General features: G+C 36.7%; 23 protein-coding genes. 9 read left to right on the forward strand and 14 right to left on the reverse strand.

Annotated features, from left to right (window positions below; translation table 11 throughout):
* Positions 1 to 16: 16 nt before the first annotated feature.
* Genes IO90_RS08925 through IO90_RS08935 form a run of 3 tightly spaced genes read left to right on the forward strand, consistent with a single transcriptional unit; the run spans position 17 to position 1,649 of the window.
* A complete protein-coding gene (locus IO90_RS08925) occupies positions 17 to 265 on the forward strand; it encodes a hypothetical protein (RefSeq protein ID WP_034965810.1) in 249 nt (82 codons plus the stop codon).
* Positions 262 to 582 (forward strand): hypothetical protein, encoded by a 321-nt coding sequence (locus tag IO90_RS08930; protein ID WP_076768789.1) that lies wholly within the window; start codon positions 262 to 264, stop codon positions 580 to 582. Before IO90_RS08925 ends, IO90_RS08930 begins: the two co-directional genes overlap by 4 nt.
* The gene (locus tag IO90_RS08935) at positions 579 to 1,649 is read left to right on the forward strand and encodes a glycosyltransferase (protein WP_034965812.1); all 1,071 of its coding nucleotides are present in this window, start codon (positions 579 to 581) and stop codon (positions 1,647 to 1,649) included. The genes IO90_RS08930 and IO90_RS08935 overlap by 4 nt, the downstream gene beginning before the upstream one ends.
* Before the next feature lie 27 nt (positions 1,650 to 1,676).
* Here the strand turns inward: IO90_RS08935 and IO90_RS08940 are convergent, their stop codons facing one another.
* Both IO90_RS08940 and mnmD read right to left on the reverse strand, forming a co-directional pair.
* Entirely contained in the window at positions 1,677 to 2,093 is a 417-nt protein-coding gene (locus IO90_RS08940) for an NUDIX domain-containing protein (RefSeq protein WP_034965813.1), read from the reverse strand.
* A 33-nt stretch (positions 2,094 to 2,126) separates the two neighbouring features.
* The gene (mnmD, locus tag IO90_RS08945; RefSeq protein ID WP_034965814.1) at positions 2,127 to 2,801 is read right to left on the reverse strand and encodes a tRNA (5-methylaminomethyl-2-thiouridine)(34)-methyltransferase MnmD; all 675 of its coding nucleotides are present in this window, start codon (positions 2,799 to 2,801) and stop codon (positions 2,127 to 2,129) included.
* Positions 2,802 to 2,883: 82 nt separating this feature from the next.
* Here mnmD and IO90_RS08950 point away from each other — a divergent pair, with 82 nt between their 5' ends.
* The 3 genes from IO90_RS08950 to IO90_RS08960 all read left to right on the forward strand — a co-directional run bounded on the left by IO90_RS08950 (position 2,884) and on the right by IO90_RS08960 (position 5,731).
* Positions 2,884 to 3,954, forward strand: coding sequence for a branched-chain amino acid aminotransferase (locus IO90_RS08950; RefSeq protein ID WP_034965815.1), 1,071 nt, complete (start codon positions 2,884 to 2,886; stop codon positions 3,952 to 3,954).
* 93 nt (positions 3,955 to 4,047) lie between these two features.
* On the forward strand, positions 4,048 to 4,614 hold the full coding sequence (locus IO90_RS08955) for an FKBP-type peptidyl-prolyl cis-trans isomerase (RefSeq protein ID WP_228374666.1): 567 nt from the start codon (positions 4,048 to 4,050) through the stop codon (positions 4,612 to 4,614).
* A gap of 19 nt (positions 4,615 to 4,633) precedes the next feature.
* Complete coding sequence (locus tag IO90_RS08960) at positions 4,634 to 5,731, forward strand: peptidylprolyl isomerase (protein ID WP_034965816.1); 1,098 nt, start codon at positions 4,634 to 4,636, stop codon at positions 5,729 to 5,731.
* Positions 5,732 to 5,807: 76 nt separating this feature from the next.
* Here the strand turns inward: IO90_RS08960 and IO90_RS08965 are convergent, their stop codons facing one another.
* Positions 5,808 to 6,047 (reverse strand): hypothetical protein, encoded by a 240-nt coding sequence (locus IO90_RS08965; protein ID WP_034965817.1) that lies wholly within the window; start codon positions 6,045 to 6,047, stop codon positions 5,808 to 5,810.
* A gap of 156 nt (positions 6,048 to 6,203) precedes the next feature.
* Between IO90_RS08965 and IO90_RS08970 the strand changes: the two genes are divergently transcribed.
* Positions 6,204 to 6,848: a DnaJ domain-containing protein gene (locus tag IO90_RS08970; protein ID WP_034965818.1), complete on the forward strand. Its 645-nt coding sequence runs from the start codon at positions 6,204 to 6,206 to the stop codon at positions 6,846 to 6,848.
* On the opposite strand, the gene IO90_RS19000 is transcribed toward IO90_RS08970, so the two are convergent.
* From IO90_RS19000 to IO90_RS09020, 11 genes are all read right to left on the reverse strand, one after another.
* A complete protein-coding gene (locus IO90_RS19000; RefSeq protein WP_165570265.1) occupies positions 6,841 to 6,993 on the reverse strand; it encodes a hypothetical protein in 153 nt (50 codons plus the stop codon). The two genes, IO90_RS08970 and IO90_RS19000, sit on opposite strands and share 8 nt — an antisense overlap.
* Before the next feature lie 104 nt (positions 6,994 to 7,097).
* Positions 7,098 to 7,760 (reverse strand): GDSL-type esterase/lipase family protein, encoded by a 663-nt coding sequence (locus tag IO90_RS08975; RefSeq protein ID WP_034965819.1) that lies wholly within the window; start codon positions 7,758 to 7,760, stop codon positions 7,098 to 7,100.
* Between the two features lie 87 nt (positions 7,761 to 7,847).
* Positions 7,848 to 8,930, reverse strand: a complete 1,083-nt coding sequence (locus IO90_RS08980) for an endonuclease (RefSeq protein ID WP_034965820.1) — start codon at positions 8,928 to 8,930, stop codon at positions 7,848 to 7,850.
* A 191-nt stretch (positions 8,931 to 9,121) separates the two neighbouring features.
* Positions 9,122 to 10,198, reverse strand: coding sequence for an endonuclease (locus IO90_RS08985; RefSeq protein WP_034965821.1), 1,077 nt, complete (start codon positions 10,196 to 10,198; stop codon positions 9,122 to 9,124).
* Between the two features lie 51 nt (positions 10,199 to 10,249).
* Positions 10,250 to 11,452: an ABC transporter permease gene (locus tag IO90_RS08990; RefSeq protein ID WP_034965822.1), complete on the reverse strand. Its 1,203-nt coding sequence runs from the start codon at positions 11,450 to 11,452 to the stop codon at positions 10,250 to 10,252.
* A 12-nt stretch (positions 11,453 to 11,464) separates the two neighbouring features.
* On the reverse strand, positions 11,465 to 11,824 hold the full coding sequence (gene rbfA / locus IO90_RS08995; RefSeq protein WP_034965823.1) for a 30S ribosome-binding factor RbfA: 360 nt from the start codon (positions 11,822 to 11,824) through the stop codon (positions 11,465 to 11,467).
* 103 nt (positions 11,825 to 11,927) lie between these two features.
* Positions 11,928 to 12,578, reverse strand: a complete 651-nt coding sequence (locus tag IO90_RS09000; protein ID WP_034965824.1) for a peptidoglycan recognition family protein — start codon at positions 12,576 to 12,578, stop codon at positions 11,928 to 11,930.
* A gap of 36 nt (positions 12,579 to 12,614) precedes the next feature.
* On the reverse strand, positions 12,615 to 13,184 hold the full coding sequence (locus tag IO90_RS09005; protein WP_034965825.1) for a DUF1287 domain-containing protein: 570 nt from the start codon (positions 13,182 to 13,184) through the stop codon (positions 12,615 to 12,617).
* A gap of 83 nt (positions 13,185 to 13,267) precedes the next feature.
* Entirely contained in the window at positions 13,268 to 14,449 is a 1,182-nt protein-coding gene (locus tag IO90_RS09010) for an acyl-CoA dehydrogenase family protein (RefSeq protein WP_034965826.1), read from the reverse strand.
* Positions 14,450 to 14,855: 406 nt separating this feature from the next.
* On the reverse strand, positions 14,856 to 15,110 hold the full coding sequence (locus tag IO90_RS09015; RefSeq protein WP_131450842.1) for a hypothetical protein: 255 nt from the start codon (positions 15,108 to 15,110) through the stop codon (positions 14,856 to 14,858).
* 250 nt (positions 15,111 to 15,360) lie between these two features.
* On the reverse strand, positions 15,361 to 17,070 hold the full coding sequence (locus tag IO90_RS09020) for an FAD/NAD(P)-binding protein (RefSeq protein WP_034965829.1): 1,710 nt from the start codon (positions 17,068 to 17,070) through the stop codon (positions 15,361 to 15,363).
* A gap of 808 nt (positions 17,071 to 17,878) precedes the next feature.
* Between IO90_RS09020 and IO90_RS09025 the strand changes: the two genes are divergently transcribed.
* Entirely contained in the window at positions 17,879 to 18,862 is a 984-nt protein-coding gene (locus IO90_RS09025; protein ID WP_034965831.1) for an L-histidine N(alpha)-methyltransferase, read from the forward strand.
* Between the two features lie 17 nt (positions 18,863 to 18,879).
* Positions 18,880 to 20,070, forward strand: a complete 1,191-nt coding sequence (gene egtB / locus IO90_RS09030; protein ID WP_051878461.1) for an ergothioneine biosynthesis protein EgtB — start codon at positions 18,880 to 18,882, stop codon at positions 20,068 to 20,070.
* Positions 20,071 to 20,074 lie beyond the last annotated feature (4 nt).

Genomic DNA, 20,074 nt, shown 5'->3' on the forward strand with positions numbered 1-20,074 from the left:
TTAAAATCAAGAAAAAATGAGCTCTGATTTTATCAATAATAAAAATGAAATTTTGCAATGGATTTCGGAGTTGCAGGATGAGGACATTATTTCAGAATTATTGGAATTGAAAAATAATGTTGAACTCTCATCATATATAAACGAACCAAAAACGGAATATGCTGTGAAAGACGATTTTGAAGAACGTTGGGCGAAAGGCATTTCTCACGAAGAAATGAAAAAGAGAACGAGAGATTACATTAGCAATTTGCCTTGGAAAATTTGATTTTTTATTCAGATGAATTTGAGAGCCAATTCAATGAAATAATTGATGTCTTGTATAAAAAAGAATATTTAGGTTTTAAAGAATCTGCATTGGATTATGGTGATAGAATATATGATTTTATCTTTAAAAATATTAATAAACCAATCTCAAAACTATCACCCAAAGCTTTCCAAAAATTTGGAGAATATTACATAAAATATAAAGCCAACGAAAACACAACTTGGTACATTTTCTTTGATAGGAAGGACAATCGTTTTCTCGTCAATCATATTTTGAACAATCATACAGAACATTTTCCGGAATTATTTTTAGAATGAAAAAATCCATCATTTTCATATTGCCCGATCTGGAAACGGGTGGTGCAGAACGCATCATCACAACGATTGCGAACCATCTTCCGAGAGACAGATTTTCGCCATCGATTTTATTATTAAGAAAAGAAGGCGCTTACCTCGATTTTTTGAAACCAGATGTGGAAATCATTGATATCCAAACGCCAAGAATTCGGCATTCCTTGAAGCCGATTCTTTTGGAGATCAAAAAAAGAAAACCCGATATTGTTTTCTCTGGTTTTGGAGAAGTGAATGCTTACTTATCATTATTCATAAAGCTTTTTCCTAAGACAAAATTCATTGCAAGAGAAACCAACGTTGTGTCCCAACACGTGACGAGAAAAGAAATCCGATTTTTCTACAAATTCTATAATAATTACGACCGGATTATTGCGCAAAGCAATGATATGCAGACGGATTTGATCAATAATTTTGGAATTAGAAAGAATAAATTAATTAAAATCAATAATCCTGTAGATGTAGATTTCATCGAGGAAAAACTGAAAGAATCTGAAAAACCAACCGAGTTTTCACCTCAATACAAACACGTCGTTGCGATTGGAAATCTCTCTGCCAGAAAAGGTTTTGATAATCTTTTGAAAGTTTTTTCCAGACTCAAAAATCAGAATATTCTTCTGCACATTCTTGGTGACGGAAGAGATAAGGAAATGCTTTTGCAGATGAAAGAAATGTTGGGATTGGATCACGTCATTTTCCACGGAAAGAAGAGCAATCCGTATCAATATTTAAAATTTGCCGATCTTTTTATATTGTCTTCTCGCTACGAAGGTTTTCCCAATGTGCTTTTGGAAGCAGGAACTTGTGGCGTTTATTCTTTAGCGAACAATTGCCCAGGCGGAATTGATGAAATAATCATCGACCAGATCAACGGTGAAATTGCGAATATCGAAAACCACAATGATTTTGCCGAAAAAATAAAACACGCAGTTCATCGAAACAACAATAAAGAGGATATAAAAACCTCTATCAAATCTCGCTTTTCAAAAGATATTATCTTGAAGAAGTATGAAGATCTGCTTTGGAATATCTAGTCATTAGTTATAAAAAATTCCTGAAAACTAATTCAGGAATTTTTCTTTTGCAAATTCGAAAACGCGCTTGTCGATTGGTAATGGGAAAGGATTTTCACCCTCCAAAGGAAACCATTCGGTTTTTTCGATGCACGGATCTAATATCAATTGATCTTGTTCGTTGAGGATTTCTGCGAGATAATATATTGTGATCAATTGCTCATTGTCTCTAAATCTGGAAACCAAAAAATCGTCCTGCGTGTAAAAATGTTCAGTCACGTTGATGTCAAGATTCAGTTCTTCTTGGAATTCTCGTTTCAAACATTCGATGGTGCTTTCCCCGAATTCTAATCCTCCGCCGGGTAATTTGATGAGGAAATCTCCTGCATATTCCTCGTGCAGAGCAAGGATCTTATTATCTTTAATACAAAGCGCATAAACACGAATGTTGATCTTATCTATCATAGCTGTAATTTGGAGTGTCTAATTTATGGAAAATTATTTTTTCCAGGCAATCATCATCTCTCTTTTTCCTGGTGGGCCTTGTTTTTTCTCCACTTCAAAACCTAATTCGATGAGATTTCTCCGCACGCTTCCTTTTGAGGCATAAGTAGTAAGCAAGCCTCCGGGTTTCATTTTTGATGCAACGATTTCCAAAAGTTCCATTTCCCAAAGATCAGGCTGAACTCTTGCACCGAAGCAATCGAAATAAACTAGATCGATTGCAGGAAGATTTGTGTTTTTTAAATCAAAAAAATCTTTTTTCAGTTTAGTAAGGTAGAAATCTTTTGTTAATTCATTAGAAACTTCCCAATCTAACTGATGGATTTTCAATGATAAATCTTTCACAAAATTGTTAACAAATAATTCAGAATATGACAATTCTGACGCTTCTTCAAAAAAAATCGGATATTTTTCCACTCCGAAATAATGAATTTTGTTATCTGTATTTTTTTTCAAATATTCATCAATTGTTACTAAAACGTTAAGACCTGTTCCAAAACCTAGTTCTAAAATATTAATTTCACAACTATTAATTAAATTAAGTCCATTATTGATAAATACATGAATTGCTTCTTGTAAGGCTCCATGTTTCGAATGGTAGGTTTCTTCTAATCCATTGATTAGTAAAGTTTTACTCCCATCTTTTGTGGTGATTAATTCTCGTTTCACAGTATTTTTTACAAATTTAAACTAAATTTTTATTATTAAATATTTATTATATATTTGTAATACCTCAACAAAAAATTAAAAAATGATAATTCAAAAATCTACCAACCCAAGAATTTCTAGCTTTGATCCTGATAATTTTTCATTCGGGAACACATTCATCGATCATATGATTATTTGCGAATATGAGAATGGAAAGTGGGGGGATCTTCAGTTGATTCCTTATGGTCCAATCGGTTTTACCCCTGCTATGATGGGGGTCAACTACGGACAAGCTTGTTTTGAGGGTATGAAGGCATACAAAGATAATGACGGCCAAGTGTTCCTTTTCCGCCCGGAAAAGAACTTTGAAAGGATTAACAAATCGGCAAAAAGATTGGCAATTCCTGAGATTTCCGAAGAAATTTTTATTGGAGGTTTGAAGGCCTTAGTAGATATAGACAGAGATTGGATTCCACAAGGTGAAGGAATGTCTCTTTATATTAGACCATTGTTATTCGCAACGGAGGAAGCTTTGAAAGCGAGAATATCAGAAAAATATATGTTTGCCATCGTAGCAACACCAGCGAAAAGTTACTACACAGCTCCGGTTTCTGTAAAGATTGCAGATCACTATTCCAGAGCAGCAAGTGGAGGTGTAGGCGCAGCGAAAGCGGCAGGAAATTATGCGGCATCTTTTTATCCAACACAATTGGCAATTGAGGAAGGTTACGATCAAATTATTTGGACTGATGACTGTTCACATGAATATTTTGAAGAAAGTGGAACGATGAATGTCTTTGTTAGAATTAATGATACGATTTATACACCACAAACTTCTGACAAAATATTAGATGGAATCACCAGAGATAGTTTCCTTAAATTGGCAGAAAGAAGAGGAATCGAAGTTGTAATAGGAAATGTGAAAGTAACAGACGTCATCGAAGCGCAAAGAAACGGAACTTTGAAAGAAGTTTGGGGCGTGGGAACTGCTGTCGTGACAAGCATCTTTGAAGGATTGGGCTATCAAGGTGAGCATTTGAAATTACCGAAACTTTCGCCAGAGGAGAGCTTTGCAGAACAATTGAAAAACGACTTGGTCAACATTCAAACCAATAATGCCGAAGATCCATTTGAGTGGAGAGTTTTGGTAGAAGAAAATGTTTACAGTGCATAAGAATTAAATAAAAAGTAAATTGAAAAGTGAAAACCGGAAATAATCTTCCGGTTTTTGTTTTAATAACAATTAAGTCTGTGAAAATTCTTAATTTTGCCAAAGTTTTTCCAGACAGAAGTTTTGTCTTTCAGAAAAGCACTCTATTATATGAGAAAAATAATTTGTGTCTTATCTTTTGCAGCCATTGCATCTTGTGCTAAGCAAAATCCGGTGCAGAACCCAGGTGAGCAATTCATGTCTGAAAGTGAAATGGAAGTTTCCAAAAACAGAACAAAAGATCTGAACAATCTTGAGAGAACGCAAATTCAGGATTGGATCAAATCTCAAGATGTAAAATATTATCCCATGGGAATGAACTATTGGGTGAATATTGAAAATCTGGAACAAAAGCCTCGCAAAAACAATGGTGAGAAAGTATCGTATCAATACGTCATCTACGATTTTGATAGATCCAAATTGTACGACACTTCTATCGGAAACACGGATGTTGTTTTTGGAAGATTCCAAGAGATGGATGCTGTGGAAGACGTCATCCGATATTTGAACAAAGGAGAGGAAGCGGAAATCCTTGTTCCTTCGGTTTTAGCTTACGGGACTTATGGTGATGGCAAAAAGATCACAAATGATATGCCTCTTATCATCAAAGTAAAAGTATTATAACAAACGATTATCATAAACTATGAAAAAAATTATAGCACTTTCTATAACATTATTAACATTATTAAATTGTAAAACATTGGAAATAGACAAAGAAGTTTATAAAGGTCTGCCAGACGGACTTTATGGAAATTTTGTAACAAGCAAAGGTGAAATTTTGGTGAAATTCGAAGATGAGAAATCTCCGGTGACGGTTGCCAATTTTGTAGGCCTTGCACAAGGAAAAATCGAGAACAAATCTAAGAAAAAAGGGGAGCCTTTCTACGATGGAACCATCTTCCACAGAGTGATCAAGGATTTCATGATCCAAGGTGGAGATCCACAAGGAACAGGAATGGGAGATCCAGGATACAAATTCGGTGACGAGAAAAATGACCTTCAACACACTGGAAAGGGAATCTTATCGATGGCGAATTCTGGGCCTAATACCAACGGTTCTCAGTTCTTCATTACAGAAATTGCAACGCCTTGGCTGGACGGAAGACACACGATCTTCGGGAAAGTTGTTGGTGGTGAAGCTGTGATCGATTCTATTGCAAATGTCGAAAAAGGACCTCAAGACAAACCAAAAACTGATATTGTTTTGACAAAACTTGCTGTTTTCAGCAAAGGTGATAAGTACAAACATTACGACGCTGCGAAAATCTTCGAAGAAGGTAAAGCTAAAATCGAAGAAAAAAACAAAGCATATTTAGCTAAAGCTGAAGAAGAAAAAGCTAAAAAACTAAAAGAATTTGTTGAAAGTCAAGAGAAATTGGTCAATGATATGAAAGCAGGAATGCAATCTACAGAATCCGGTTTGTACTACAAAATCACTAAACAAACTTCAGGAGTAAATCCTACACCAGGACAAACTGTTGCTGTACATTACGCAGGAAAATTGATCAATGGTGAGGAGTTCGACAATTCTTTCAAGAGAAATGCACCGATTGATATTCCAATCGGCGTTGGACAAGTGATCAAAGGTTGGGACGAAGGAATCCTTCTTTTGAAAGAAGGTGAAACTGCAACTTTGTTGATTCCACCAGCTTTAGGCTACGGAGAAAGAGGAGCAGGAGGCGTGATTCCGCCAAACTCCTGGTTGGTTTTTGATGTTGAATTGGTAAGCATCCAAAAATAATCTGAAAGGATTTTCAATCATAAAAAAAGGAGTGAAATTAATTTTTCACTCCTTTTTTGTTGGAAACAATTTTGCTTTAGCTTGCCTTTTTTGCGTGACAACATTTGCTTTGAAACTCGGTTTTGAATTTGTTTTTCAAACCATCGTACTCGTCATCCGTCAGCGTTCGGATTCTGTCTGCGAACCCAAAAGGCGTTCTTTCCTTCACATCGTATTCGTCAAAAATACCTTTTACGAATGCTTTTCTTCTTTGTGCTTTTCTTGCGATGATTGCGATTACAGCTAATCCTGCGATTGCCAAAATTCCTTTTTTCATTATTTTAAAATTTTACGTTTTACATTTAGGAAGACGCAAAGTGGTTTGGTTTACTTTAAAATATTTTATAGCCTTGATGACAGATTCTATTAAGATAATCAGAATTAGGCTTTCTATTTCTTGTTTTTCAACCTCTGAATTTGTTAAATTTGTTCTGTGAAGGATTATTATTACTTTCTCGGGATTCCTCAAAATGCTTCTGCAGAAGACATCAAAAAAGCTTATCGAAAACTTTCTCTTAAATATCATCCAGACAAGAACGAGAATGATGATTTTTTTTCCGACCGTTTCAAAGAAGTGAAAGAAGCTTACGAAACGCTGACAACGCCTGAAAGGAAAAGAATCTACGACCAGAATCTCAGCAGTCAACAGAGAAATGTGAAAAGCATTTTGCCTCCGAAAATCAAAAACTTTTCTGCGAGTAAAATCCGTGCTAGAAAGGATGAAGAAATCACCATCTACTGGAATACTTACGATGCGGATCTCGTGAAGATTGTTCCATTTGGATTAGAAAAACCGAATGGCGAACGGACAATTAGAATTAAGGAATTTGATTCTCACGGTAAGTTTCAGATTTTGCTTCATGCCACAAATACCATTCTGCATAAAACCATTGTTCAGGGAATTACCATTACAGAATTAGCTGAAAGCGAGATTGAATCTGAGGACAAGGAATCATTGAATAATTACGCTGAAACTTCTAAAAACGATCAAAAAAAAGAAACCAAATCTAAAAGATTGGTTTCCTTAATTATATTTTTAGCATTAGCTCTGATGATCATCTGGCTGATGTTTAACTGATTTTTTCGCGACCAGGGCATTTTTTGCAACGTTTCCCTTTCTTGAATTTTTTACAACAATTTTTCTTCCCGCAATACATTTCTTCTGTATTTCCAAATGCTGGTGCTAGAGGTGCAATTCTAAATGCGATAACTGGCTGATTCATATTGCAAATATAAATTAATTTAGAATAATTACAAATAGAAAGTCAAATATTTTATAAATGTACCAATCATCGGAAGTGATATGTCAGTCTGAGGCTCTCGAAGATTATTTTAAATACGGCGCCATCACTTTTGTCCAAAGTTGGTAGCCTTCTGGTTTCATATGAAGCATGTCATCAACGAAAATGTCTGTTCTAACATTGCCGTTTGCATCATTCATCACTTCTGTGATATTAATATATTCTGCTCGTTTTTGAGTTTTTAGATAATCTTCGATCATTTGATTAACATCTTTTACAATTGGCCAAAATTCTTTTCGACTTGGCGAATATTTGATTGAAACATAAGCAACAGGAACTTTAGGATATTTTGCTCTAATTTTCCCAAAAAAGGCTTTGAATCTCTCGAAAACTTCTGTTGCAGTTGGATTGTCCATTGCAACGTCGTTTTCACCACAATAGATCAGGATTTGTCTCGGCTTGTAAGGATTCAAAAGATCATCAGCGTAATAATTGAGATCCACCAATCTTGATCCTCCAAATGCTCTATTCACGATTTTCTTGTTGGGGAAATAATCATTAACATCTTTCCAATAGGTAAATGATGAACTGCCTACCAAAAGGATTGGTTTCTTTGGAATTTTGTTTTCATGATCTATTTTCTTGAATTCCTGAACTTCTTTCCAGAAAGGTTTTTCTTGACCAAAGAATAGGAGAGAGTTGAAGATAAATGCTAAGAATAAAAATTTGAATAATTGATTAGGTCTCATTATATAAAGATTTTTGAAGCTTGAAGGTACAAAAAAACAGTTGCCAAAAGCAACTGTTTCCAAGGTTTTATAATTTTGTTAAGAGAATTAGTCTACGATAAATTTCGTATTCAATTCTCCGGTTTTCAAGATGTAAACACCTTTTGGCAAATTCTTCAAAACGATTGTATTTCCGTTTTGGAAAGGATTTTCAATCGTTTGTACGTTTTGTCCAACGGTATTGTAGATGAATGCTTTTTTGAATTGTTTCAAATCCTTATCTCCCGTTACTGTAATCGTATTTCCTTTCACAGGGTTCGGCGCAACAGTTAGATTCTTGGAGAAAGAAGCATCATCCACAGCCATTACAGTTCCCCAGATCTCAGCGATATATTCTGGATGATCGATGTATGGATTTCTGTTTCTTTGGTAATTGTAAACGGCATTATTTCTATCAATTTCCTTTTGAGAAACTGGATCTTGCTGGTGCCATCTCAATAGCATATTCAAGAAAGGTTCAGCAAAAACTTTTGTTTTAGTGCCATCATACATTGCATAAGTAAAACCTTGAATTTGATTTTCGTAACGCGTTGCAAAGTAGAGGTAGATTCTCGCAATGTCACCTTTGAACTCATTGATTGGTTCGAAAACTGTTCCTCCGTATCCGTTTAGTTTGCTTGATCCAAGTTTGGAACCATTTAAAGATGTCCAAGTTGCAGTTCCAACTTCGCCATACGGAAAATTTCCTCTTTTATTATTCACATCATAATCCGTCGCAAGGAGATGGTGATAATCGTTGTGCATTGGAGTTGTTTCTTCATTTCCACTAGCCGGTTTGAATGTAGATTTAGGAATCGTGTGTTCTCTGTTGTAGCAGGTTCCTTCTGGACCATTAGCAGAACCACATTGATTTACAACGATAGTGTAATTGTAAGGATCTGCTCCTGTTGGGTTTTCAGAATAGATGTCAAGTACAGTATTGTCATTTTCGTAATATTTGTCTCTGTCAGCAGTCGCAAAAACCGTCCAGTTATAGCCTCTGTTTTGATGGCCGTTCGTAACAATCTCAGAAAGTTTACTTTTTAAGGTAAATCCGGTAAGACCATTAGCCTGTGAGTAATATCCTGTTGGGATTTGGGCATTCATAAAACCCGAAAACCCGACCAATAATAAAAGTATAGATTTTTTCATTTCAAAAATAATTAGGACTGCAAAGGTAAAAAATATATTCAGAAGCGGGGAATGAGTTCTTAACAGTTAAGTATAAATTAATCTGTCAACTTGTGATTTTCTACTATAAATTGAATTACAATGTTCTTTTACTTCTAAACAAAAAAAGACAGAAAATAATTCCTGTCTTTTGGTTATGCTAATTTTATTAATTAATCGATAATAAACTTAGTATTTAATTCTCCTGTTTTCAAGATGTAAACACCTTTTGGCAAATTATTAAGTTTTATGGTATTTCCATTTTGGAAAGGATTCTCAATGGTTTGAACATTTTGCCCAACCATATTGTAGATCATTGCTGTTTTGAATTGCTTCAAATCTTTATCTCCCGAAACAGAAATTACATTTCCTTTTACAGGATTTGGTGCGATATTCAAGTTTTTAGAAAAGTTGGCATCGTCGACAGCTAGAGGAGAAGTTCCCCAGATTGTCGTTACCCATTCTGGGTGATCGATGTATGGATTTCTGTTTTTTTGATGTGCATATGCTGCATTGTTTCTGGTAATTTCTCTTTCAGAAACAGGGTCTTGTTGATGCCAAAGTAATAGAAGATTAAGTTCAAAAGTTTGTAAACCTTGATTTACGTTGCTTGTGTTTAGAATATTTCCGCTTGAAAAAGTAGAAAGTTGACTTTGATAACGGGTTACAAAATATAATAAACATCTTGCAATATCTCCTTTGAATTCGTTGATCGGTTCAAAACTAGTTCCGGAAAAACTTCCTACCGTATTATTTCCTACTTTAGATCCATTCTTAGAAGTCCAAGTTGGATTGGTTACTTTTCCGAATGGATAGTTGCTTCTCATCCCATTTACTTTACCATCTGTTGGTAAAATATGATGAATATCTGAAACCATTGGAGGTTTTTCTCCAAAAAGACTTTGCGGAACGGTATGCTCTCGGTTATAACAATCTCCTTCAACTGAGTAATTTCCACATTTTTTAACACCATGTGTATATTTATAAGGATCTGGACCAGAAGGATTTTCCGAATAGATATCCAAAACAGAACCGTCATTTTCATACCATTTGTCAGTATCTGAACTTGGATAGGCATCATACAATGCATCATAACTTTTTGTTTGATAGCCAGCTGTGATGATTTGAGACAGCTTAGTTTTCAAAGTGTAACCAGTAAGTCCGGCGGTGCCGTCATAATAACCTGCAGGAATCTGGGCATTGGCAAAACCAAACATTCCCGTCAATAAAATAAGGAAAGATTTTTTCATTTGAAATTAATTAGGGCAGCTAAGGTAATAAAAAATTGAACACGCAAATTTTTATTTTTCAACCAGATAGCGCTTATTAATTTTCGAAAATAGAAAGGAAATTACAAGTCCGAAAAACAAAGCAACTGCCGAAACTATAAAGTAATTGAAGAGTTCTATTTTCACTGGGAAAGCAAGATTTTCGCTCGCTCGGAAAAACCCTGTTCTGATTTGTAAAAATGAGATCGCAGAACCAATCAAAAGTCCGCAAATGATACCAAAGAATACAATCAACAATCCTGTGAAGAAATACGTCAAACGAAGATCTGTCCTGTCAAATCCTAATGCGATCAATGCTTTTGCCTGCTCTTTTTTATCGAGCTGAAGAATTGTGATCGCACCGGCCAAGTTGAAAGTGGTAATGAAAATCACCAATCCAAAGATCAAATAGATCATCAGTTTTTCGGTATTGATCATCTTCCAAAATGCGGCGTTCTCCTCAGACTTTGTATTGACAATGATTTTATCTCCAAATTCTTTCGTTAATTCATCTTTTATCAATTCAGAATTGACAGATTTTTTCAATTTAATGACAATCTGATAACAATCCGATTTCGGCAATCCCAAAAGTTCCTGAGCCAGTTCTATTGGTGCAATAATGTAGTTATCCAATTGGTCATTTCCTGGGAAAATTCCGCTGACGAAAATATCTTTCTTATTAAAAATATCATTTTCCTGCTGGATGATTCCTTTTCCAGGTTTTGGCATCAAGATCGTTGCAAAATCCTGACTGGAGTTTACAGGAAGCGAAAGTCTGTTGTCCAGACCATTTTCCATAATCACCTCGTTACTGAATTTGAAATCCGGATATTTCCCGTAGAAAATACTTTCATTAATTGGATTCACGTGGATGTAAGCAGAATCCACACCTCTCAAATAGGCAATTTCCCCATTGTCTTTGTAACCGAGATAGACTTTCTCCTCGATGACTTTGGAAAAACGTGCAACGTCAGAATTGTTTTTGAGTGCTTTTTCTATTTTGTCAATCTCAGAAAGTACTTTTCCTGTTTTGCTTTTTATCGTCAGATCCGCGTGCAGATTGGCGATCATATCTTTATTCAGTTCCTCCAAACCAGAAAAAACCGAAATGATAATGAACATCGCCGCCACAGCCGCCACCATTGCAAAAGCCGCGAGCCACGTGATAAAGGTCACCGCTGTGCTTCCTTTTTTAGAGATCAGGTATCGGGATGCTATGTAAAAAGCATTTTTCAATCGTGTAGAAAATTAAAGAATTGGGTTGTCGCCTTCGCCTTTCAGCTCTCTTTCGATGCGTTCTACATCGTCCAGACTAGTGTCAATGTAAAAAGCCAATTGCGGAATGATTCTCACCTGTTTGGCCATTTTTTGTCCGATGTAATTACGGTAAAAAGCATTATTGGTATTGATTTCCTTCATAATTGGTTGTCTCAATTCTGCGGGAAAAATACTGAGATATATTTTTGCGATGCTAAGATCCGGCGTTATTTTCACGTCAGAAACCGAAACCAAAAAGTTCTGTTTGCTTTCTGACGCCTGTTTGCGGAAGATTTCCGCCATATCTTCCTGAATGATCTGTGCTACTTTTCGTTGTCTGTTACTTTCCATAAATGTTGCAAATTTAGTGTTTTTGTTTTGATTTTTGGGAAGCAATTTTTAGCTAGAGGCTAAGATGTCGATATTATAAAATGTTTAACGAGCACTGTAAAATTTAAGGTTGATTTTTCAATTTCAAATCCGTCAATTTACTTCTAACCTTTTTCATAAATTCATCACCTGGATCTGCTTTCCCTGTGAAATATTTCGGGTCAGATTCTTTCCAAAGTTTTGAATTACGGAAAACACCATATTCAGAATGTCCAATAACGTATTCAATCGGATATTTTTTGGTTAAGAATCTTACCAGTTCTGCGTTGGCTTCCACTTGTTTGTCTGTCAAAGGTTGTGCTTTGCTCCCGATATTTTCGACGCCGATGGCGCAATAATTAAGGCCAATCGTATGTCTGGCGAATAGTTCTGGATCAACCAATTGATATATTGTTCCGTCTCTGTCGATGATGTAATGGGAAGAAACATTGAGCGAACTCTGTTTTTTCAAAGTCGATCTTTGATTCTCAAGATGAAGATTGTTGAAATATTTGAAATTAGATTCCACCGTTCCGCCAGCTGTGTAATGCAAAACGATGATTTTCGGTGTGATCTTCGGGGTTTTCTGATCCAAACCGTGATGTTCCTTCATATATTCCAAACTCAACTTGATTTTTTCTTTAGAATAATCAATCGGTTTTTGAACAATTTTGATGTTCTGAGCCTGAACCAAGAAACAAAAACTCAACATTAATATTTGAAAAAGTTTATTCATAAGTATTTTAAAATATCAATTATCACTCATCGACTATTATTGATAAAAATAGTGTCCCGTGATCGTCCAACTAAACAAACAATCCTGCAAAACCTGTCCAGCGCCGATATTGTGGACAATTAGATAACGTTTTCCATCAGCTGATTTCTTGTTAACCACAATTCCAATATGCGTCAGGTTTTTCGGCAGATCCCACGTTACAATGTCGCCTGGAACATAATCATTGGGATTGCTTGTGACTGGTTTCACTTTTCCAAATTTAGCAAAAAATACCTGCAGGTTTGGAACTCGGCGATGATCGATATTAGAGTCAGCTCTTTTCAATCCCCACTTTTTTGGATATTTGGAGAAATTTTTCACCATATCTTCGTGAACTTCCTTTTGCAGATCAATTCCCAATTTTCGGTAAGCACGAATCACAACATCGGTGCAGACACCTTTGTCAGCGGGAACATCGCCGTTTGGATACTTCAAAACGAAATAGGCTGGATCATAAACCACTTTATCTTTGGTCAACTCAAGCGTTGCAGTGGAAAGTTTGGAAGGGAAATTTTGGCTAAAACCTAAGCCCGAAATTAGAATAAATAGAAAAAGATATTTTCTCATTTGAATATTTATAAGTTATGAACGAAAAAACCTGCAAAAATATTCCGCAGGTTTCTGTTAAAATATATAAGATTGATTTGGTCTTATCCAAAGGCATTGATGCCTGTAATGTCCATTCCTGTGATCAGCAAATGGATGTCGTGCGTTCCTTCGTAAGTGATCACAGATTCTAAGTTGGCAGCGTGACGCATCATCGGGAATTCTCCCATGATTCCCATTCCGCCAAGCATTTGACGGGATTCTCTGGCGATATCGATCGCCATTTTTACGTTATTTCTTTTCGCCATTGAGATTTGTGCTGGCGAAGCTTTATGCGCATTTTTCAGATTTCCTAACTGGAAACAAAGCAATTGTGCTTTTGTAATTTCGGTTAGGAATTCTGCCAATTTCTTTTGCTGAAGCTGGAATCCACCAATAGGTTTTCCAAACTGTTTTCTCTCTTTGGAATATTGAACAGCAGTGCAATAGCAGTCGATCGCTGCACCGATGACGCCCCACGAAATTCCATATCTCGCTGAGTTGAGACAAGAAAGTGGTCCTTTCAAACCTTCAACATTTGGCAATAAATTTTCTTTCGGAACTTTAACATTATTGAAAACCAATTCTCCAGTTTTTGAAGCTCTTAAACTCCATTTGTTGTGCGTGGTTGGTGTGGTGAAGCCTTCCATTCCGCGTTCCAGGATCATTCCCCGCACTTTCCCGTCTTCGCCTTTTGCCCAGATCACGGCAATATCGGCGATAGGAGAGTTGGTAATCCACATTTTAGCGCCATTCAAAAGATAATGATCGCCTTGGTCTGTGAATTTCGATTCCATTGAGGATGGGTCAGAACCGTGATTGGGCTCCGTCAATCCGAAACAACCAATCAAATCGCCTGATGCCAATTTTGGTAAATATTTCTTTTTTTGTTCTTCAGAACCAAATTCAAAAATAGGAAACATCACCAATGAAGATTGTACAGAAGCCGCCGAACGAACCGCCGAATCGCCTCTTTCCAATTCCTGCATTATTAGACCATAGGAAATCTGGTCCAATCCCGGACCACCATATTCCTCGGGAATGTAAGGTCCCAAAGCTCCAATGTTACCCAATTCCTTCATCAGTCCAGGAATATCGGTGTGATCCTGCGCTGCTTCATCAATCTTAGGCATCACAAAACTTTCGACCCAACTGCGTACAGATTCGCGGATAAGCTTGTGTTCTTCGGTCAATAGGCTGTCTATGGAGTAATAATCTGGTATGCTGGTTAATGGATAGTATGACATTGTTTTTGTTTTGCCTAAAAATAAAGCTTTTCTTGAATTACCAAAAAGTTTTGTTCACAAATAATTCATTTCTGAGTTTTTTTCCATTGTTTTATTAATCAACTTAAAAAAATAACCTATTGGTCTCCAATTATCAAAAATTCTTGGTATGAATGAAATTTGCCTGATTCCGAAATGTCAGAAACTTCTCAGTTATCTTATGTTTAAAGGATCAGAAACATTATTATAGCTTTAGCAGTGAGTCAATATTTACCAAGGCACAATGGAAAAGGCTGTCGGATGGACTTTTAGAGTTTTAATTTAACTCGAGTGATGATTCGTAGGGAACCAATCAGAAATTGTAAAAACTACCTTCTTGTTTCTTAAGTGAAGGTAGTTTTAGACTTGATATGTCGAGGTGTGTACGTTAAAAGTTGACCCTAATATCAGCGGGCTCTTTCATTTTGATCGTAACTTTGTTTATGTCCTCTTCCAGCTCGTACTCTGCTTCTGAGAGCGATTCATAGTCTTGTCTCTTGTGAACTTCAATAGTTCCGAATCCTATTTCATCTTTCGAAATTTCTATGAAGTAATCGTTTCTTTCTTCATTCTTAGAAAAGTGCTCTGCTTTAAAATCAATAAACTGCATATTGGTAATGTATTTGGTTAAAAGAAAACTCAATCAAATACTGTACAATTAGCGAGCCTTTCATTGAATAATTTTATATTACCATTTAATTATGATATTTAAATCAGGTCATCTGCCATAGGTCATTCGCTGATTTTTTAGAAGAGTTCCACTTACTTTTAATCAAAAAATCCGGCAAATACTTGGACTATATTTAGAGCCTACTTGTTAAAATACGATACTTCGGCATTTCTAAAGGAAAAATTACAATACTACATACGATAGTATGCGATTTGTCTTCTTCTCAATTTATGGCTTTGACAATTCTACTGGCCGCGGTATCACAAAAATCGAGACCTGAATAGTCGGGGTTCAATCCACCAATGAAAGGAACTGCCATTATAAAGAGGCTTTTTACGGCTTGACCGTACTGATCCAGAGACTGGAAATGGTCATTGATCTCGAGACCATGAACCTTCATGTAATAATTGTTATTACTATCTTTGAACAGTTCGACCTCGCTGTCTTCCTGAAGTTCCTCTGCATTACTTCTATCTTTAAAGCTGAGATAGGCACTGCTAACTAACTTTTGAGACCGCAGACCCTCAAAGGGAAGGTCATGCACTTCCAATGGTCTCTGACCGACAGCATCAATATACAGCTGGTAGTGTTTCTGAAACTGTTTGTCTTGTCCTGATCGGTAGTGATAAATACCGCCGATGGCAGAATGAGGTTCTACAAAGCTTTCCTTATCTACCTGGACAAGGTCAATTATCCCGGCATCATACAAAGCAATGATCTCCTTGTAGGAGGATTGTGGAAGGGAGGCGATGATGATGGAGATCAATGGAAGCAGGGTCTTTCTCAAGCGTAGCATATCCTCGGCGGAAAAATGTTTTGCAGGATAGTTCATTGAATAGCTAAAGGCTGAAAGCGTTTCTTTCCAACTTATGGACTGGTGCTTCTGGATGGATTTTTCTGCTTCTGTGTACTCTGCCTTGAAGAGTTTAAAACTATCGAGCTCTTTTCTTATGGTCATCATATCCTCGACAAATTCTTCGATGGTCAGATCCCTTATCCTCTCGTAAAAGCGCGTGTCTTTCTGCATCAATGGTCTTTTAAAGTTAATTTCGAATACGTGATCCAGATCAACAAATCCATTGTGGGCGCTTTTATAATCATATATGTCCTCAAGTGACATTGTCCACTCATTGGAGTAAGCCTCCTCTTCAGAATGGAACCTCAATGCCGGCAAGAAACCTCCGGTGGAAAACATGTCGATCCTGAAGTTTTCAGAACCTTTATGAAGCTTGTACTTTAGCTGGCCGTCAGACATCGTCTCGTAGGAGCCATTAAGTCTTGCATGTGTTTTGACAGCGTCGACGGCAGTGAGGGAAGTGCCTCGGATGGCAATCGGAAAATCTGAGTTGGACTGGAATTTGGAGGGCGGGTAGGGGGAATCATACCATCCTATCGTCTTGTCTTCGTGTTTTTTAGGCCAGTAATGACCTATGCACAAGATCAACCTGTCGGTCAGATACTCCTTACCTTCACTATCAATGATCCTGTATTGTCCATCGCTGTCATCTTTGGTAATATCTACTACTACAGTATTCGTTTTGGTAATGATCTTGATCCCGTTGCGTCTAGCTGTCGTGATGTACAGTTTAAATACAAATTCTAAGTAATTTCCAAGTAAAAGGCGGGGAATCACCTGATACGAATTGCATTTTCCATCCACTGCAAAATCAGGGAACTCATCTGTTGGATTCTGATAGAGATAATCTTCGAAGCTAACCATGAATGTAGGGAGCTCGTTGGCCGAGACATTTGCGACATGCTCCCTCAAAGAGCCCATCTTTCCATAAGGCATGCCAACTCCCAATCTTTCATTTTTTTCAAAAATGTAGATCTTTTCAGGTCTAAGATCACTATCGACGATGTTCTTCAACATCAAAAGGGCGGCCGGGCCACCTCCGATCATAGTGATACTTCCAAAATCATTTCTTTCCATTGATAATCCTGTTTTTCTGCACTGTTCAAAAGGTGTACCTATTTTTTGTACTCATAAATACAAAAAACTTATTTTTTTATGCTTTAAATCATATAGGAAATTATTATTTATATCGGCTATCATTGATTGAGTAAAAGATATGGTAGAGAAAGATAAGATAAAGATGATCTTATCTGCTGACAAGGTTTCATAAGTCTCGAAAAGAGAATAGCGAAAAATAAGATTTTAGTTGTGAAGTCAAAATAAGCGTCAGATAATTGATTCCAAAAACACAAAAAAATATTTTCACGATACCTACGAAAGTTTTTAGAGATGGATAATTTTCTATTAGAGTTAGGACGTTCAAAATTATGATTGATAGCAGAGTTTAAAGCCGGATTTCCGGAAGTAGAATCAGTATTGTTTTACCAGCGAAATGGAATGATAGCACGGAACATGGTCGGTTGATCATTTCCTAATAATTGATGCTAAATATTGATAATCAGTTTGTAGAATACAGTTAACAGCATTGGTCGTCTTCAAATGTATCTTGTCAAAAAATAGATTTTATAATTTAAATCTTAATTTACTTCAAGGTTATTTATTGTAATTGTTTATTTACGAATTTAACGGTCTATGACAGCGGACGAATGCGTGTGCAAGAAAAATATTTTTAGAATTTTATTCATGAGATCAGTAATGGGAAGATCCATCCAAAATAAAAAAGTTTTTCATATTGGAAGAAATTGTGGAAGCGCACACTTTTATGGAACCAATTTCGGAGGCGGCAAGATAGTTGTAGTCCTCTAAGAACCAAAAAACAATATTTATGAATCCACAGGTGGAAACAGAGTTTCAAACGCAAAACGATTCCAAGGACACTTTTCTGGCAGACGTTCTGGAAGGATTTAAGAGCAGTCCGAAAAAATTACATTCTAAATATTTTTACGACGAGGCAGGCGACAGGCTTTTTCAACAAATTATGAATATGCCCGATTATTATCTTACCGATTGCGAGCTGGATATCTTCAAAAATAAAACCGAGCTATTGGCAAAAAGCATCCTGATCGATAATGAGCCTTTCGATTTGATAGAATTGGGAGCCGGTGATGCAATGAAGTCGAGTTTTCTGCTGGAACATCTCACCAAAAAGAATATCGATTTCACTTATATGCCGATTGACATTTCTGGACATATTCTGGAAGAATTAGATGAAAAATTCCGTAAAGATTTGCCCGAACTGGAAGTCATTACTTTGGAAGGCGATTATTTTGATATGCTCGACAGGGCAATGACCATCTCACAAAGACGAAAAGTGGTTTTGTTTTTGGGTGGCAATATCGGTAATATGGATATGGGAGAATCCTATCATTTCTGCCGAGAACTAAGGAGGAAACTCAATCGTGGCGACATTCTTCTGATTGGTTTTGACCTTAAGAAAAATCCGCATACGATTCTCAATGCCTACAATGATGAAGCTGGAATTACATCATCTTTCAACCTGAATCTTCTCATCAGAATGAACCGCGAACTTGAAGCGGATTTCGATGTTCTGAATTACCAGCATTATCAAACCTATGACCCGATTTCGGGCGCTTGCAAAAGTTATCTTGTGAGTTTGACGGAACAAAATGTACATATCGGAAACCAGATTTTTCGCTTCGAAGAAAATGAATTGATTGATATGGAAATCTCGCAAAAATTTTCTCAGGATGATATCAGCAAACTCGCACGGGATTCTAAATTTCACATCATTAATGAGATTGTTGACTCCAAAAAATGGTTTGTAGATTCGATTTGGCAAGTGCTTTAATTTTAAATTTAATACCAATGAAAGAAAATTCAACTCTTACGATACCAAATTCCACAACCAATTGGGCCGAGAAATATTTACAGATTCGAAATCATTCTGTCAAAATCTGCGAGCCTCTGGAAATTGAGGATTATGTGGTTCAGCCAATCGTCGATGTAAGTCCACCGAAATGGCATTTGGGTCACACGACCTGGTTTTTCGAGACTTTTATTTTGGAACCCAATTTTCCCGGCTATCAGGTTTTTGATGCTCAGTATAACTTTGTTTTCAACAGCTACTATGAAACGATTGGCGCCAGAGTTATCCGTACCGACAGAGGAAATCTGAGCCGTCCTTCCGTTTCTGACATTTATCAATACAGAAAATATGTTGATGAGCAAATGAATGCATTTCTCCAAAGCGATTATTTAACAGAAGAAATCAAACCTTTACTCGAACTTGGTCTCAATCACGAGCAACAGCATCAGGAATTGTTGCTAACAGATATCAAATATATTTTAGGTCACAATCCGCTTTTTCCGGCGTATAAAAATGAAGCTTTTTCAACGAAACAACATTCTGAAAACATCGAAATGATTCACTTTAATGAAGGTGTTTATGAAATCGGTTTTCAAGGAGAAGGTTTCAGTTTTGATAATGAACTGGGAAGACATAAAGTGTATCTTAATGATTTTGAAATTGCAGACCGCTTAGTTTCAAACCAGGAATATTTAGAATTTATGGAAGCTGGAGGCTATGATGATTTCAGACATTGGCACGCCGAAGGCTGGGATTGGGTAAAACAGAATGAAGCCAAATCTCCTCTGTACTGGCACTTGATTGACGGGCAATGGATGAATTATACTTTAAATGGACTTCAGGAATTAGATTTAAATGATGCCGTTTGTCACATCAACTTTTATGAAGCTTCAGCGTTTGCTTCGTGGAAAGGAATGCGTCTGCCAACCGAAGCTGAGTGGGAAGTTGCCTCCAATCATTTTGAGTGGGGAAACCGTTGGGAGTGGACGAACTCTGCCTATCTGCCTTACCCAGGATTTAAAAAAGAAGCCGGCGCAGTAGGAGAGTATAATGGCAAATTTATGGTCAATCAAATGGTTTTGCGTGGCGCTTCAGATGCAACGCCAAGCGGACACAGCAGAAATACATACCGCAACTTCTTTCAGACTGGCTTAAAGTGGCAGTTTACCGGAATCAGACTTGCTCAATAACTGC

Source organism: Chryseobacterium sp. FH1, from assembly GCF_000735135.1.
Classification (GTDB): Bacteria; Bacteroidota; Bacteroidia; order Flavobacteriales; family Weeksellaceae; genus Epilithonimonas.